This window comes from Salinivibrio sp. IB868, from assembly GCF_001995655.1.
Taxonomy (GTDB): domain Bacteria; phylum Pseudomonadota; class Gammaproteobacteria; order Enterobacterales; family Vibrionaceae; genus Salinivibrio; species Salinivibrio siamensis.
The window spans coordinates 1-16,931 of the sequence record NZ_MUEW01000009.1; the positions used below are offsets into that span (position 1 = coordinate 1).

General features: G+C 51.0%; 14 protein-coding genes. 11 read left to right on the top strand and 3 right to left on the bottom strand.

Annotation, left to right across the window (positions count from 1 at the left end):
• Nucleotides 1-194 (top strand): hypothetical protein (locus BZG20_RS16115; protein WP_206744457.1); only part of this gene is annotated, 194 nt, incomplete at its 5' end.
• Between the two features lie 484 nt (nt 195-678).
• Here BZG20_RS16115 and BZG20_RS10530 read toward each other — a convergent pair.
• Together BZG20_RS10530 and rne are read right to left on the bottom strand one after the other, a co-directional pair.
• A complete protein-coding gene (locus tag BZG20_RS10530) occupies nt 679-4,086 on the bottom strand; it encodes a response regulator (protein ID WP_077579075.1) in 3,408 nt (1,135 codons plus the stop codon).
• 289 nt (nt 4,087-4,375) lie between these two features.
• A complete protein-coding gene (rne, locus tag BZG20_RS10535) occupies nt 4,376-7,327 on the bottom strand; it encodes a ribonuclease E (protein WP_077579076.1) in 2,952 nt (983 codons plus the stop codon).
• Nucleotides 7,328-8,020: 693 nt separating this feature from the next.
• On the opposite strand from rne, the gene rluC reads away from it, so the two are divergent.
• Entirely contained in the window at nt 8,021-8,983 is a 963-nt protein-coding gene (gene rluC / locus BZG20_RS10540) for a 23S rRNA pseudouridine(955/2504/2580) synthase RluC (protein WP_077578964.1), read from the top strand.
• Nucleotides 8,984-8,987: 4 nt separating this feature from the next.
• Nucleotides 8,988-9,704: an HAD-IA family hydrolase gene (locus BZG20_RS10545; RefSeq protein ID WP_077578965.1), complete on the top strand. Its 717-nt coding sequence runs from the start codon at nt 8,988-8,990 to the stop codon at nt 9,702-9,704.
• A 75-nt stretch (nt 9,705-9,779) separates the two neighbouring features.
• On the opposite strand, the gene BZG20_RS10550 is transcribed toward BZG20_RS10545, so the two are convergent.
• Complete coding sequence (locus BZG20_RS10550) at nt 9,780-10,373, bottom strand: nucleoside triphosphate pyrophosphatase (RefSeq protein ID WP_077578966.1); 594 nt, start codon at nt 10,371-10,373, stop codon at nt 9,780-9,782.
• A gap of 322 nt (nt 10,374-10,695) precedes the next feature.
• Between BZG20_RS10550 and yceD the strand changes: the two genes are divergently transcribed.
• The 8 genes from yceD to fabF all read left to right on the top strand — a co-directional run bounded on the left by yceD (nt 10,696) and on the right by fabF (nt 16,905).
• A complete protein-coding gene (gene yceD, locus BZG20_RS10560; RefSeq protein WP_077578967.1) occupies nt 10,696-11,226 on the top strand; it encodes a 23S rRNA accumulation protein YceD in 531 nt (176 codons plus the stop codon).
• 5 nt (nt 11,227-11,231) lie between these two features.
• Nucleotides 11,232-11,402: a 50S ribosomal protein L32 gene (gene rpmF, locus BZG20_RS10565; protein ID WP_046075434.1), complete on the top strand. Its 171-nt coding sequence runs from the start codon at nt 11,232-11,234 to the stop codon at nt 11,400-11,402.
• A gap of 9 nt (nt 11,403-11,411) precedes the next feature.
• Nucleotides 11,412-12,434, top strand: coding sequence for a phosphate acyltransferase PlsX (gene plsX / locus BZG20_RS10570; RefSeq protein WP_046075435.1), 1,023 nt, complete (start codon nt 11,412-11,414; stop codon nt 12,432-12,434).
• An 8-nt stretch (nt 12,435-12,442) separates the two neighbouring features.
• Nucleotides 12,443-13,402, top strand: coding sequence for a beta-ketoacyl-ACP synthase III (locus BZG20_RS10575; protein ID WP_046075436.1), 960 nt, complete (start codon nt 12,443-12,445; stop codon nt 13,400-13,402).
• Between the two features lie 19 nt (nt 13,403-13,421).
• Complete coding sequence (gene fabD, locus BZG20_RS10580; RefSeq protein ID WP_077578968.1) at nt 13,422-14,378, top strand: ACP S-malonyltransferase; 957 nt, start codon at nt 13,422-13,424, stop codon at nt 14,376-14,378.
• A gap of 67 nt (nt 14,379-14,445) precedes the next feature.
• Nucleotides 14,446-15,180 carry a 3-oxoacyl-ACP reductase FabG gene (gene fabG / locus BZG20_RS10585; protein WP_046075438.1) on the top strand — a complete coding sequence of 245 codons (735 nt, stop codon included), beginning with the start codon at nt 14,446-14,448 and terminating at the stop codon, nt 15,178-15,180.
• Nucleotides 15,181-15,337: 157 nt separating this feature from the next.
• Nucleotides 15,338-15,574 (top strand): acyl carrier protein, encoded by a 237-nt coding sequence (gene acpP, locus BZG20_RS10590; protein WP_046075439.1) that lies wholly within the window; start codon nt 15,338-15,340, stop codon nt 15,572-15,574.
• Nucleotides 15,575-15,666: 92 nt separating this feature from the next.
• The gene (gene fabF, locus BZG20_RS10595; RefSeq protein ID WP_046075440.1) at nt 15,667-16,905 is read left to right on the top strand and encodes a beta-ketoacyl-ACP synthase II; all 1,239 of its coding nucleotides are present in this window, start codon (nt 15,667-15,669) and stop codon (nt 16,903-16,905) included.
• Nucleotides 16,906-16,931: the final 26 nt, after the last annotated feature.

The following is a 16,931-nucleotide window of genomic DNA, read 5'->3' on the forward strand; positions in this document are numbered from 1 at the left end:
ATCATAAGGTTATGTTTAATTATCTTTTGGGCGATGCATGTCACACACCAAAACACGCTTATTTTTTAAAGAGAAAAATCAGTATCTATTTTGTTGTGACAAGTCGCGCATTTCTGAGTTATATCCGACATAAAAGGGGATTTTTGCTAAGAAGCATTGCGATTGAAATGAGGTTGGTTCGCAAAGATTATTAATGAGCGATTTTAGCTCGTCAGTCAGAGGACAGGCACGTTAAGAGAACCCAAGAAATACGACTGTCCTCATAAGAGACAGTGTCTGTTCCCGCGAACTATTCATAGGACAGTCACCGAGGTTTGCTCACTTACTTCGATGCGCCTGTCCTGATAGGGCGCTAAAAGGGAGTGCTATCAGTGTCTGTCCCTATAAGAGCTGATAGTGTGTCGGACAGAGCGAGGGGCCTGCGGATAACATGTAGGTGCCTGTCCTTACAAGAAATGAGAGCGCAAGAAGTACGACTGTCCTCATAAGAGACACGACTGTCCTCATAAGAGACAGTGCCTGTCCCCGTAAGAGGGTGCCTTAAGAGGGTGCTTGTCAGGGTAAAAGTGCCTGTCCTCAGAAGAAGGGATGCTTAAGAGGGTGGAGAAACGATAGCGGGAACGCAGCAGTGCCTGTCCCGATAGGAGAGGCACTGGGAGAAGGAGCGATTTGGCTGTGTTAGTCTTCTAGCAGTAGCTGGCGAAGTTGTTGGTAATAGGACTCCAGCTGAGTACGGGTCGTACTACGTTTGTCACAATGATCGAGGATAAAGCGAATGGAGCTCAGCACTGTGCGCCATCGCGGGGTTTTTGGCAGGGTTTCGATGAGCAGGTACTTATCCAATGTGCGGGTTTGTAAGCTACTACGGTCAAGGTAGACGCGCCAAAGACCACTTTGCTCGGCAAAATCGAATTTGCTTTTGCCTGTGGCTTCTTCCCAGTAATGCAAGCTGGCTACCATGGCATCAACAATTAGCTGTCTGCGTGCGTTGGCTTTATCTTGTTGTTGGTGTTGCGCTTTTTCAGCGATAGCTTCAAATTCGCCCCCCATGGCTTTTAGCGTTTCAAGTTGGCGCGAGTCTCCGCCTAATGCGTAGCCAGATAAGGCTTCGATGGCGCTTTCTAGGCTCTGTATACGAGACTGAGACACGGGAGCGTCTGTGTTGATGACATACAGGCTGTCAATGTCAGACTCTGCGGGAAAACGCAGCACCATACCGTCGACGTCTCGGGGACGTCCTTCAATATAAATGGTCAGTGGGCCTTGATAGCGCTCCATCTGATTGGCTTGCTCGGGCGCTTTCACTAAGGCTTGGCCATGCATCCGTTTTACCTCGTCTTGCTCACGCTCAAACAAGGAGGCTGCCGCTTGGTTAACAAAGCGAACCTGGCCATCTTTTCGCATACCTAACATAGCTTCAGGAGCGAGAGAGAGCTGTGAAATCAACCAAGACTGGGTTTCGAGTAGACTGGCCTGTTGCCGAGCACTTTGTTCAAGCGCCTGCTCGAGGCGCTGATTTTCTTGGCGGCGCTGTTCCGCTTGGCTAGCGGCAAGATGTGTTGCTATCCGTGCGGCGAGCTCTCTTTTATCAAAGGGCTTACAGAGATAATCATTCGCGCCGACCTCAAAGCCATAGATGCGATCATCAGGCTGATTTAAGGCGGTTAGCATGATAATCGGAAGTGCAGCATGGTCATAGCGTGCACGCAGCTGCTCACAGACCTCGAATCCACTCATTCCGGGCATTAGCACATCGAGTAAGATGAGATCTGGCTTTGTGGTGGCGATATGATCAATCGCTGTACGTCCATCACTGGCTGTACTGACCTGATAGCCTTCAATATTAAGAAAACTGGTCAGTACTTGTTGGTTGGTTGGCTCATCATCGACCACTAAAATATGTAAGCCATTGTGATTATGCTGGCTTTGCGAAACAACGTCCGAAGAGGAGTGAGCGAGGGTCTCTCGCGTGTCATCTTGATGAATGTGTTGGGTAGAGACGGCGGAAAGCTCGGTGGTCAACACCGGAGGCTCATCGACGCTCGGAAGGGTGAAGCTAAAGGTGGTCCCCACTTGCGGCTGACTACTGACGTACAGCTGGCCGCCCATCAGCTCAACAAGTTGACGACTGATGGATAGACCGAGACCTGCGCCGTGTTGATAATGATAGTGGCTACTCACTGCTTGTGCGAGCGGTTCAAAAACGGTGCTTAGCTGTTCCGCGGGGATCCCTTTACCCGTATCAACCACTTGGATGCGAACGCGATCGTCCAAGGTGTCGGCGCTAATAACAATCTTACCCGCATCGGTGAACTTAATCGCATTTCCCAGTAAATTGTACATAACTTGCTCAAGCCGTTGGGGATCCGCGTGTACCCAGATTGGCGTGTCGCTGAGCTGATTAATGATGTCTAGCGGCTTCTCTTTTTTAAGGTGCTTGGCGAGTGACAGCACAAGCTGTGTGATGGCGTTGAGATTGACAGGACCTTGCTCCAAATCCAATTGCCCATAGCGCATTTTATGGTAGTCCAAGAGATCATCAACCAACTTGGCCAAGCGCTGGCCGCTGTTGACGATAATCGACAGTTGATACTGATGATCGCGACTAATCGGACCGTTCGCACCGTCAATCAGTGCTTCGGCAATCCCTATCATGCCGTGTAAGGGGGTACGAAGTTCGTGAGAGGTGGTGGCCAGGAATTCATCTTTCAGCTTGTTGGCGACATGCAGCTCTTCATTCTGAGCACGTATGGTGGTGATGTTAGCTTCTAAGGCCTGGTTTTGTTGGCGTATTAAGGCCAGTTTTTCGCGAATGGCATGGCGCATGCGGGCAAAGCTCACCGCCAAACGCCCGATTTCATCACGACGACGCGTGTGGTGGATTTGGGTATCAAGGTCACCTGCACTGACTTTTTCTGCCGCCCATGTAAGCTGAAGCAGCGGGCGAGTAATAAAGTTGGACATATAGTGCGAGGCAATGACCACCGCGAGAATCGCAAGTAACATGGCAACGATAAAAAGCTGTTGCAGCTGGTGGATTCGAGCGTAGGCCACTTGCGTAGGGACTTCAGCCACTAGCCCCCATTTGAGACCGTGGGCGTGAATGGGGGTGTAGGCAGCGAGCACGGTTTGGCCTGATTGGGTTTGATAGCGGGTGACGCCCGTTTCTCCGGCTAATGCTTTTTCTATGGCAGGCGTGTTATTGACAAGCTGACTGTTGCTGGTTGAATGCGCTCGAGTCTTGCCGTCATCGCCGACGAGGTGTGTTTCAATCGCATTGGTTTCTCTGGGGGCCATTAGCCTGGTAAGGGCATGATTAGGAAGCCGGAAGATCGCGTAGCTATGCAGGTACCCTTGCTGAATAATGGGGGCGCCAAGCCATGCAACGGGTGCGTCGGTATCTTCAGCAGAAAAGTCCGAGATAATCACCTTAGGCGTCGGATCTAACTTCCCTTTTGTTTGTTGCGTTTGCTGTTTTAGGGCCGCGAAAGTGTGTCCCAGTCGTGCATTGCGATGCGGGCCTGAGAGTAGGTTAGTGCCAAAATTGTCCAGCTTTTTCACCGAATAGGTGACGTTGCCTTGCTTGTCGACCAAGAGGAGGTCGTCAAAATCTGCGCGAGCGAGCAAAGCTTGATAAGCGCGGTGGTAGCGTTTGTGTAGCAGCCGATAACGCTCGGTGGCGGAATAATTGGGATCGTCCTTGTGCACAGGCGTTTTGACCCTTTCACCGGACCCAAGGTAATAGCGGCGTTGTGCGTAATCACGAGCGGCGTCGATGTTTGGTCGTAGTCGCTGAAAGGCATTGACCAAACCATAAAAATGCCCACCACTGGCGTAGGCGAGCTCTGAAGCAACAAATCCAAGGACTTCCGCCTCTTTCGCCTCAAAGTAATCGTTGATTTGCTGCTGCTTACCGTCGCGAACCGATAAAAGGTGTGCCGTGCTTTGTTCTTGTAGATCTTGGCTATGGGCGTTAAGAAAAAACAAGGCGACCAAAATCAGAGGGAGGAGGCTCAATAGCAGGAAGGCCAGCATCAAGGTGTGATGGAGGCGTTTAAATGGGTAAGCAGTAAACAAGGTTTTCATAAGCAACAGCATCTTCCCTACAGCAACGTTCCAATGTCGTGGCCAGCGTCTAAGCCTCTGATGAGCCTGTTTCTCGCGCGACGACACGACAATCATTGTCTGCCTTGACGTTACTGAGTTTTTTCGCTTTGACAAGGAAGTCGCGATGGAAGCGTGTGGATCGACGCACTTTTCCGTGTATCGCTGCAAGATTGCGTATGTTTTGCCCACGTTATTTCATGGAACAACGGTCAAATAAAAAAGGCCTCGACAGATGCCGAGGCCTTTAGCATTCCGAAAGCAAACGGAATTAGTACTGAGGTTTGGTCGCCGGTGCGTAGGCAGACGCTCGTGCCTCGGCGCTACCTGCTGCTTTCGCTTCTGGGTTAGGCGCTTTAAAGGCAGCGATTGCCACAGGGCTGTGATCAACCGTTTCGTTCGGTGCCGGAGCCTTCATCATTGGTGACGTAGCGCGGCGGTATTGAATCGTTGCCGTCGGGGCGTTGATTTCCGCTTCGCGCTCAATCACTTTCTCGGTCACCAAATCGACCTCTGAGTCTTGCTCAGGGGTTGTCGCTGGCGCGTCTGGCGTCGCGACCTTAGGCGCAGCGTCGATCACAGGTGTTGCTTGGCTTTGTGCTGGTTGCGGTGCAGGCTCAGGGGTGTTTATCGAAGCCATCGGTTGGGTCGACACTGCGTCCGTCTCCTCCGATTTAGCTTGCATGATAATGACTTTACCCATGGCCATTTCTGGACGGGCAACACCACTGACAATGGCCTTATTGTTTTGGCGCTTGTCCTGGCGGCGGCGATCTTGCTTCACTTTCACCGGTTGCTCTGCCGACCACACCTTGCCCATCGCCATTTCGGGTGATGCCATACCGGTGGTGAGTGGCATTGGGCTTTTCACCATTGGGCGACGGCGACGACGCTGTCCACTGGCGCGAAGGTGGCGCGGTGAGCGACGGTTACGGCGCTTGTCCTGCTGACCTTCTTTCTTCGCGTTATCAGGCTGCTGCTTGGCTTGTTGTGCCACTTCCGCCCCGACCTGTTGCAAGTCTTTGCTTTGATCAGATGTAGCGTCTGTGGTGGCCCGTGTCTCCGCATTGTCTTTGTTGATACGTACGCTGCGGTTCAGCTTACGACGCTGGCGACGTTGTTTAACCTGTTCGGTTTTCTCCGCCTTTTGGTCTTGCTGCTTGTTGCCTTTATCCGCATTGTCAGACTGTGGCTTGGTTACCTTGGCCTCATCTTGTTGCGTCGTAGGCTTTTTCGCTTTGTCGTTGCGGTTATCGTTACGGGTTTTCTTCCCTTTACGATTGTTATCGCGACGCTCTTCTTGCGGCTTATTCTGGCGGCGTTGTTTGTTGTTCCGTCCACGTTCGCCGTTGTTGCTATCACTTTGCTCATCGCGGTTTTGTGGCTTATGGCCACGCGACTTATTGCGTTGGTTGTGTGAGTCGTGTGATGGCTTCTGGTTTTGCTTCGTCTGAGCTGGCTCAGGTGCAGCGGCAGGCTGTGACGACGCGGTTGCGGTATCCTCCGCTGGCGCGGCAAACAGGCGAGAGAAAAACTTACCGACTGTCGCGAACAGGCCTGGCTTGGCTGTCTCGGCTTCAGTGGCAGACGTGGTGGTTTTGGTTGCGCTTGGTGCCGGCGAGCTTGGCGCTGCAAACCCTTGTAATACAGGTTCTTCACGTTTTTTCGCTGGACGCGCTTGTTGTGGCTCTTCGCGTGCTTCTACTTCTCTGAGCGCATCAATCTGGCTTGGCAGCTGATAAGACAGGTTCGCCATTTCTTCACCGCCGCGGACGCGAACCACATCAAAGTGTGGCGTCTGCATGTCGGCATTGGGTACCACGACCACTTTGACATTGTGGTATTTCTCAATGTGCTGGACCGAGCGACGTTTTTCGTTAAGTAGGTAAGAGGCGACGGGGACAGGGACGATACCCAGTACTTGCGCCGTGTTCTCTTTCATTGCCTCTTCTTCCATCAAACGAAGAATGGACAATGCTAGCGATTCGTTATCACGAATTACACCAGTGCCTTTACAGCGCGGGCAGATATGATGACTGGCTTCTGCCAGAGACGGGCTGAGGCGCTGACGTGACATTTCCAGCAAACCAAAGCGTGAAATGCGGCCAATTTGTACCCGTGCACGGTCCATGCGGACAGAGTCACGCAATTTGTTTTCCACCTCGCGCTGGTGGCGGACAGGGGTCATATCAATGAAGTCGATCACGACCAAGCCACCCAAGTCACGCAGACGCAATTGGCGTGCAATCTCTTCTGCCGCTTCGATGTTGGTTTGGCGTGCCGTCTCTTCAATATCACTGCCTTTGGTGGCTCGGGCAGAGTTAATATCGATTGAGGTTAGGGCTTCGGTAGGATCAATGACAATCGAACCACCTGAGGGTAAGCGCACTTCGCGTTGGAAGGCAGATTCGATCTGACTTTCAATCTGATAGTGGCTAAATAGCGGCACTTCGCCTTCATAAAACTTGATGCGGCTGACAAAGTCAGGACGAACCAGTTTGATGTGCTCTTGGGCGCGCTGGAAGACCTTCTCACTGTCGATCAAGATTTCACCGATATCACGGCGCAAATAGTCACGGATTGCACGGGCAATCACGTTACTTTCTTGATGGATCAGGAAAGGCGCAGGGTTGGCGCCAGCCGCTTCTTTCACCGCTTGCCAATGATTGAGCAGGACTTTCAAGTCCCATTCAAGCTCTTCGGCCGATTTACCCACACCTGCAGTGCGTACAATCAAGCCCATCCCTTGTGGCAGTTCGAGGCCAGACATGGCTTCTTTTAGCTGACTGCGTTCTTCCCCCTCGATGCGACGAGAAATCCCGCCAGCACGTGGGTTGTTTGGCATTAATACCAAATAGCTGCCCGCAAGCGAGACAAATGTAGTCAGTGCAGCCCCTTTGTTGCCGCGTTCTTCTTTGTCCACTTGGACAATCACTTCCTGGCCTTCTTTCACCACATCTTTGATGTTTGGACGGCCTTGATAGGTGTAACCGGAAGGGAAGTATTCGCGAGCAATTTCTTTTAGAGGGAGAAAACCGTGTCGTTCGGCGCCATAGTCAACAAATGCCGCTTCCAGGCTAGGTTCGATACGGGTAATGCGTCCTTTATAGATATTAGCTTTTTTCGATTCATGGCCAGGACTCTCGATATCGAGATCGTATAGCCGTTGACCGTCAACCAATGCGACGCGCAACTCTTCCTTCTGAGTTGCGTTAATCAACATTCTTTTCATCTGATTTTTCTCATTTATTTATCGTTGTTATTAGCGGTTGATGACGAGAGCAGTCGTCAATGCTGCCTGACCCCAAGTCTGATATGGTGCAGCCTCCCGGCTGGAGAAAATCAGGGGTGCGCTCGGGCAAGTTTTAATCGGCCAGCTGCAACGGTTTTTATGGCTCACCGGATTACGCAGTTGGCGTCCGCCGTTTTTACCGATGGCGGAGAGCTCTGACACTGACTAACAGTCTCGTGTCAACACACTAAACGGGTGCTTTTGGTTTACGTCTTACGCCAATTGCCGCGTAACGCCTTAAAAGCATTCGGAATTATGGTTCTTTTACGGATATAACCGTATACAGCTATCACTTGATTGACTCATCACAGACCAGGCCTTTTGTCGAAAAGTGCATGTTCTACTGATGAAATCGCTGTCACAGGCGATAAGCTGTGTTTCAGATAAGCGTTTGCTTTTCTGATTAACGCCGCAACTATAGCAGGGAGACTAAAGTCCAGCAATCGGCTTTATTCGCTTATGTTGTGTTGGTAGTAAAACCGCGCAGACGTGGTGTTTTTTTGCACGATAATGCCTTGTGCCGCTCGCGGTTACAGGGGGGAACACAACCCGCTGCTGTGCTAAGTGAGGGGTGACTTGCCGTAGCAGGTGCATGTCGCTGTGCTTAGCGGTAGAATGAAGGTTATGACAGAACAAAAAACTCAAGTGCGATTCATCGACATCGATGACGATATCGCCGGCCAACGAATTGACAATTTTCTGCGAAATCAGCTGAAAAACGTCCCAAAAAGTATGATTTATCGCGTACTTCGTAAAGGAGAAGTGCGAGTTAATAAAAAACGCATAAAACCAGAGTATAAGCTGCAAGCCGGAGATGTGGTGAGGGTGCCTCCCATCCGCCTTCCAGAGCGCGATGAGAAAGCCGCGCCCAGTACTAAATTAGACAAAGTGGCCGCGCTTGAGCATTGCATTCTTTATGAAGATGACCATCTGTTGGTGCTCAATAAACCTTCGGGGACAGCGGTGCACGGAGGAAGTGGGTTACAATTTGGGGCAATAGAAGCGATGCGCGCGCTTCGCCCTAAGGCACGTTTTTTGGAGCTCGTACACAGGATCGATCGAGATACGTCTGGGATTTTGCTGATTGCGAAGAAACGTTCCGCGTTGCGTCATTTGCAAGCGCAATTTCGCGAAAAAACAGTACGTAAAGACTATTACGCCTTGGTGATGGGCAAATGGCCCGCTAAACAGCGCAAAGTAACGGCACCTTTATTGAAAAATGAGGTGAACAGTATTGTCCGCGTTAACCCTAAAGGTAAGCCGTCAGAAACCCGTTTTAAAGTGCTTGAAAGCTTCGCTGAAGCAACCTTAGTGCAAGCAAGCCCTGTGACTGGGAGAACGCATCAAATTCGTGTGCACGCTCAGTATATGGGTCATCCGTTGGCGTGGGACGATCGTTATGGCGATCCACGTTTTGATGCGTATACCAAGTCGTTTGGGCTGGATCGTTTATTTTTACATGCGGCCACCATCCGCTTCCTACACCCAGGCAAGGATGAAAGCATGACGCTTAATGCGCCGATGGAGCCTAAGCTTGAGCGGGCGCTTGAGGGACTAAGGGCGAAAACAGCATCACTCAGAGGTTAAAGCAATGACAGTTGAATCACCGTTTACTTCCCCTTGGCAACCTGGCGTAAGCGAGATCAAGCGACCGTCGCATTCCGTGATTGCGCCATATTCACTGTTAATTTTTGACTGGGATGGCACTGTGATGGATTCGATTGGGCGCATTGTCTCAAGCCTGGACGCGGCGGCTCGGCTGACTGAGCAGTTGCCTATATTGCCACCAGAACGCTTGCAAACCATGATTGGCTTGAGCTTAGAAAAGGGCTATCAGCGGCTTTACCCTGACGCTGATCCGGCGTGGTATGCCGATTGGATTCAGCACTACCGTCAACAATTTGTCTACGATAATCCGACGCCTTGTCAGCTCTATCCTGGCGTAAAAAACACCCTTATCTCTTTGAGAGCGCAGGGTTTTACGCTCGCGGTGGCAACTGGGAAATCACGCGCTGGACTCGATCGGGCCATGGCGGAAACGGGAACTCACGATTTGTTTTCGGTGACCCGATGCGCCGATGAAACGGCCTCTAAGCCGGATCCTCAAATGTTGGATGAAGTGTTAGCGCAAACAGGTATTCCACGTGATAAAGCACTGATGATTGGTGATACCGGCCATGATATGCAATTGGCCATCAATGCGGATATGGCAAGGCTTGCCGTCACTTGGGGCGTAGAAGGCGCCGCCAGCCTCTCGACCTATGAGCCAGTTGCCGTACTAAACAGCCTAAACGAGCTGGTGAGCTAATTGGCCGCTTTGATTATCCTTAAGTGCGTGTTGATACGGTTGCAAATACGAGTGCGCTGACGATGAGTTAGCGCATTAAATAACTGAGATACCTTCCTTTTCTAACATTTCACGCAAGCGTATCAGTGGGAGGCCTACAAGGGTATTCGGATCACGCCCGTGCATAGCATTGAAAAGGGCAATACCCAAGCCTTCACATTTGAAGCTGCCGGCACAATCTAGCGGCAGTTCTTTGTCGATATAACGAACGATTTCTTGTTCGCTTAGCTCACGAAAATCGACATGAAAGGGCTCAACGTCCGATTGATGTTCTCCCGTATCACTATTAATCAACGCGATTCCTGTATAAAAGGTGACTTGCTTTCCGCTTGCCCGTTTTAGCTGCTCGATCGCTACCTCTCGCGCATGCGGCTTACCAAGTATCTCCTCGTCAATCACACAAACTTGGTCTGAACCGATAATGAGAGCATTATCGAATAGCGGCATCCCCGCCATGGCTTTTTCGAGTGCCAAGCGTTCAACCATGTCGGTGGCACGCTCGTTTTCATGCCGGCTTTCATCGATCGCCGGCGCGAATGCAGTAAACGGAAGCGCAAACTTTTTAAAGATGGCTTGACGATACGGTGAGCTTGAAGCCAGCACAATTTTGGGAGGTTGCGTCGTGTGCATGATCGTTCCTTATATTGCGCGCAGTTGAAGGTGACTAAACAATCTGCGTGGTCGATGATTGTTTATTTTCAACTCTCAGTCTAACCTGAAAAAATAGCGGGCGCGACTTTGAGTCGGGCAAAGCGGGAGAGGTATGCCTGGCTGGCTTGTTGACCGCGGTGAAAGGGTTGGTTTTCATCGTTGCCGGTCTGAGTAAACGAGGCGCCAGAGGCATCCCGATCACCAATGGCTTGTGCGCTTTTGTCTCTATCATCCTTTCGCGCCTGACACAGGTAACATTTTCTTTGACTCCAGCGCATTTGGAGGCTAATATTCGCGCCCTATGCAGAAGGTAAAGCTACCGCTGACGGTTGATCCGTTCCGTTGTGCACAAAAGCAACTTGACTATGATGGTATTGTAGACAAGCAGCGTTTAGTGCGTCTCGGTGAGGCAACCCAAAGCATCGATAGTGATGCGGAAGTGATGCTTTCGTTCGACATTGACGCCCAAGGGCTCAAAACTGTCACCGGTCGTGCGACCGTAACAGTGAGTCTTGAGTGTCAACGTTGTTGGGAACCATTTCCATATCGCTGTGAAACTGAATTCGTTTATAGCCCGGTTTTCAATGATGACCAGGTTGGCAATTTACCGGATGCTTATGAGCCGGCATTAGTCGACGAAAACGGTGAGATTGATCTGATTCAATTAGTCGAAGACGAGTTGATTGTGGCCTTGCCACAAGTCGCCATGCACGAAGACACCGACTGTAAGGTCAGTGCAGACAACATGGTGTATGGGGAAATCCCACTTGCTGATGAGCGTCCAAATCCGTTTGCCGTACTAAAAAACTTAAAGCAAAGTAACGAGGAGTAGGGTCAATGGCCGTACAAAAGAACCGTAAAACCCGTTCTAAGCGTGGTATGCGTCGTTCACACGATGCACTGGGTACTCAAGCTGTATCTGTAGACAAAACTAGCGGTGAAACTCACCTGCGTCATAACATGACGGCAGATGGTTTCTATCGCGGCCGCAAGGTTATCAACAAGTAAGGTTGACCCTTGACTAGGTTAACCATTGCACTCGATGCGATGGGCGGGGATTTCGGTCCCCAAGTCACAGTGCCTGCCTCCGTGCAGGCATTGTCGCGTTTTGCGGACCTAAATGTGATCCTGGTGGGCGATCAATCTCGCATCCAGGCGTCACTGAATCAACGCCATGCCCAGCATCATTCCCGACTATCTATCGTCCATGCCCCGGACGTTATTCCTAATGACATGCGACCGTCGACGGCGCTGCGTCGCAGCCATGGCACGTCTATGCGTGTCGCACTGGAAAAGGTGGCCAGTGGTGAAGCAGATGCGTGTGTGAGTGCGGGCAATACCGGCGCGCTTATGGCGCTATCCAAATACTTGCTCAAGCTCTTACCCGGCATCGACCGTCCCGCTCTAGTGACAGCCTTACCAGGTGCTAATTATCAACGTAAATGGTTGCTGGATTTAGGCGCCAATGTGGCCTGTGATGCCGATACCTTATTCCAATTTGCAGTGATGGGCGCGGTGTTGGCGGAGGCTGAATTGGGGTATACACCTCGAATCGGGCTGCTAAACATTGGTGAAGAAGCGATCAAAGGGAATGACTTGGTGCGCCGCTGTGCCGATCTCTTGCAGCAAAGTGAGGCAGTGCGGTATACCGGCTACGTTGAGGGCGATCAAATCTATACAGGCGAGACCGATGTGATTGTCTGTGATGGCTTTGTCGGCAACGTGGCGTTAAAAACCAGCGAAGGTGTCGCACGCTTGATCATCGACAAGGTGAAAGCCCATCTCCACCCGCATCCTATTAAGCGTTGGATCGCGAAATGGCTATTTTCTGATCTTTTAAATCAACTCCAACAGCTGAAACCCGACCAGTACAACGGCGCAAGTTTGCTAGGATTGCGCGGCATCGTTGTAAAAAGTCACGGACGCGCTGATATCGCCGCTTACGAAAACGCTATTTTTGAAGCGGTGCACGAGGTCGAACGGCAAATCCCAACTAAGATAAGTGACCGTTTAGAGGCAGTTCTTCTCGAGAGGCATTAGTAGTCTTCATGTATAGTAAGATTTTGGGCACAGGCAGCTATTTGCCTGAACAGGTTCGCACCAATGCTGACCTTGAACAGATGGTAGACACCAGTGATGAATGGATTGTGACCCGTACGGGGATCAAAGAGCGTCGCATTGCTGCACCCACAGATACCGTTGCCTCGATGGCTTATCAGGCCGCCGTGCAGGCGATAGAGATGTCTGCCATTGATAAACATGACATTGACCTGATTATTGTGGCGACCACCAGTGGTGAGCGTGCCTTTCCCGCTGCCGCTTGTGATGTGCAAGCGATGTTGGGGATTAAAGGCTGTCCCGCTTTTGATATTGCGGCGGCATGCTCTGGGTTTGTGTATGCGTTAAGTGTCGCGGATCAATATGTTAAAAACGGGTTAGCCAAAAATGCACTGGTTGTGGGCGCTGATCGCCTTTCACATACCTGTGATCCCGATGATCGCTCCACCATCATTTTGTTTGGTGATGGTGCAGGCGCCGTCGTGCTTTCCGCCGATGAAAATGATGGTATTTTGTCCACCCACTTAAAAGCCGACGGTAAATTTGGTGAGCTCTTGAAACTTAAGTATCCAGAGCGTGGTCAATCGTTAGAGGCCGATGAAGCTTGGCTTTATATGGCGGGGAATGAAGTCTTTAAAGTGGCGGTGACACAACTGGCCAATATTGTGACAGAAACGCTTCAGGCCAACCAAATTGAAAAGACAGACATTGACTGGTTGGTGCCGCATCAGGCCAATTACCGCATTATTAAAGCGACAGCGAAAAAACTGTCGATGTCGATGGATCAAGTGGTATTGACGCTTGACCGTCATGGCAATACGTCGGCAGCGTCAGTACCGACCGCACTGGATGAGGCGGTACGTGATGGGCGTATTCAACGCGGACACACCGTGTTACTCGAAGCCTTTGGTGGTGGTTTTGCGTGGGGATCCGCGCTCGTAAGATTCTAAAATTAATAGGAAAACAGCTATGTCTTCAACAGCTAGTTCTTCAACAGCGACGTCTTCAACTGCGATTGTTTTTCCCGGTCAAGGCTCCCAAACCGTGGGTATGCTCGGGGAGATCGCCGAACAATATGGTGTTGTCCAGCAGACGTTTGCAGAAGCCTCAGAAGTGCTTGGCTATGACCTTTGGGCATTGGTCCAGCAAGGGCCAGAAGCGGATTTAAATGAAACGCACCGCACACAGCCAGCTTTGTTGACGGCGTCTGTGGCTATTTGGCGCGTCTGGCAATCACAAGGTGGTGCCGCGCCCGCGATGCTTGCTGGCCATAGTTTGGGTGAATATTCTGCTTTGGTTTGTGCGGGTGTATTGGATTTTAAAGAAGCCGTTAAGCTTGTCGAGCTGCGCGGTCAATTGATGCAAGAGGCGGTCCCAGCCGGTGTGGGAGCGATGTCGGCAATTATTGGCTTGGATAACGATGCGATTGCGGCAGCCTGTGAGCAAGCGGCGCAAGGCCAGGTGGTCTCACCGGTTAACTTCAACTCGCCAGGCCAAGTGGTCATTGCGGGTAATAAAGAAGCGGTGGAGCGCGCCAATGCGTTGTGTAAAGACGCGGGTGCAAAACGTGCATTACCGCTGCCAGTGTCGGTGCCTTCTCACTGTGCGCTGATGAAACCGGCAGCAGAAAAACTGGCGCAAGCACTGGAATCTGTCACGTTTAATGCGCCACATATTCCTGTGGTCAACAACGCTGATGTGGAAACGCCGATAGAGCCGGCTGCAATTAAAGAAGCCTTAGTGCGTCAATTACATAGCCCGGTGCGCTGGACCGAAACGGTTGAGCATATGGCGGCTGAAGGGGTGGAACAGCTGTTGGAATTTGGCCCAGGTAAAGTACTGACTGGCTTGACCAAACGCATCAACAAGGCGTTGAGCAGCGCGGCCGTCAATGATAGCGCCAGCCTCGCCACTGCGAAGGCATAAACCGTATTACGAAGACACTTTGTGACTGCCGGTGCATGCCGGCAGAATCAACTAAAAGGGTAACCGAATGAAACTAGACGGAAAAGTAGCGCTGGTGACAGGCGCAAGCCGTGGGATCGGCCGAGCAACGGCAGAGCTTTTAGCGGAGCGTGGTGCCACCGTGATTGGTACGGCGACCAGCGAAAAAGGCGCCGCTGCAATTAGCGATTATCTCGGTGAAAACGGTAGAGGCCTGGCACTCAATGTGACCTCGCCAGAGTCGGTCGCAGAGGTGCTTGATACGATCAAAAAAGAATTTGGCGACGTTGATATTCTGGTTAACAACGCGGGTATCACTCGTGATAACCTATTGATGCGGATGAAAGACGATGAGTGGCAGGACATTATGGACACCAACTTAACGTCAATCTTCCGTTTATCAAAGGCAGTATTGCGTGCGATGATGAAAAAACGCTGTGGCCGAATCATTAATATTGGTTCTGTGGTCGGTGTGATGGGTAATGCGGGACAGGCAAATTATGCGGCAGCAAAAGCCGGCGTGATTGGCTTTACCAAATCCATGGCACGTGAGGTGGCTGCGCGTGGCATCACAGTGAATACAGTCGCGCCTGGTTTTATCGAAACCGATATGACCAAGGCGCTAAATGATGAACAGCGCGCTGCGACGCTGGCACAAGTGCCAGCAGGGCGTTTGGGTGATCCAAAAGAGATTGCTGCAACGGTGGCGTTTTTAGCCTCTGATGATGCTGCTTATATGACGGGCGAGACCTTGCACGTCAATGGCGGTATGTACATGATTTGATCGAGACCGTTGCAATCTCGAATGACACACGTCAAACTCCGATTGATTTGTCCCCAAATCGTGGTTTGACCAGCCGTGGAGGTCTTGCAACTTCCACATTAATGAATAAACTACAGCACATATCGCATCTGCGAATCTTGTAAGGACTAGTATTAATATGAGCAACATCGAAGAACGCGTAAAGAAAATCATCGTTGAGCAACTAGGTGTCGACGAAGCAGAAGTGAAAAACGAAGCTTCATTCGTAGACGACTTGGGCGCGGACTCTCTGGATACCGTTGAGCTGGTAATGGCTCTTGAAGAGGAATTCGATACAGAGATTCCAGATGAAGAAGCAGAGAAGATTACTACTGTACAGGCAGCTATCGACTACGTTGTCGGCGCTTCAGCGTAATCTCAGAATCCTACCAGGCGGTCTCCTCGACCGCCTGTGTTCTTTTTAAGCTATTCTAATTTCCAAACTTATATTCTCCGGAGAATATCATCGTGTCTAAGCGTCGTGTTGTTGTGACTGGCATGGGTATGTTGTCACCCGTGGGTAACTCAGTTGAGTCTTCATGGAAAGCTCTGCTAGCCGGGCAAAGCGGTATCTCAGCGATTGAGCATTTTGATGCCACTAACTTTGCTACTCAATTTGCGGGCATGGTTAAGGACTTCAATTGTGAAGACTACATGTCGAAAAAAGATGCACGAAAAATGGACTTGTTCATTCAATATGGCATTGCTGCCAGTGTGCAAGCCATTAAAGACTCCGGACTGCAAGTTGATGACAACAATGCACACCGTATTGGTGTCGCGATAGGTTCAGGCATTGGTGGTCTTGGTTTGATAGAACAAAACCATCGTGCGTATATGGAGAAGGGTCCACGTAAAATCAGCCCCTTCTTTGTCCCATCAACCATCGTTAATATGATTGCAGGGCACGTGTCGATTAATTACGGCATGCGTGGCCCAAACATCTCGATTTCCACCGCATGCACCACAGGCCTGCATAATATTGGTCATGCCGCCCGTATGATTGCATACGGTGATGCAGACGCTATGGTGGCCGGCGGCGCAGAGAAAGCCTCTACCGAGCTTGGTATTGGCGGTTTTGCCGCCGCCAAAGCATTATCAACACGTAACGATGATCCACAGTCGGCCTCTCGCCCATGGGACAAAGATCGTGATGGTTTTGTGCTGGGTGATGGTGCTGGCGTCATGGTGCTTGAAGAATATGAACACGCGAAAGCACGTGGCGCGACCATTTACTGTGAATTAGCCGGTTTTGGCATGAGCGGGGATGCTTACCATATGACGTCACCCAGTGAAGATGGCTCAGGGGCGGCACTGGCGATGGAAGCAGCGATTCGTGATGCGGGGATTAACCCAGCACAAATCGGTTACGTTAACGCGCACGGTACCTCGACACCGGCAGGCGATGTGGCGGAAAGTAAAGCGATCCGTCGTGCAATGGGCGAGGCGGCGGACAGTGTATTGGTCTCTTCAACCAAGTCGATGACCGGTCATTTGCTCGGTGCGGCAGGCTCTGCTGAGTCAATTATCACTGCCATGTCGCTGATTGATCAAGCCGTACCACCAACGATCAACCTTGATAATGTCGATGAGGGTTGCGATTTAGATTACGTACCGCACGAAGCGCGTGACGTAAAAATGGAGTACGCCTTGTGTAACTCCTTTGGTTTTGGTGGCACCAACGGCTCTTTGATCTTCAAAAAGCTGTAATACGCATAGGCGTTTATACAGCCTAA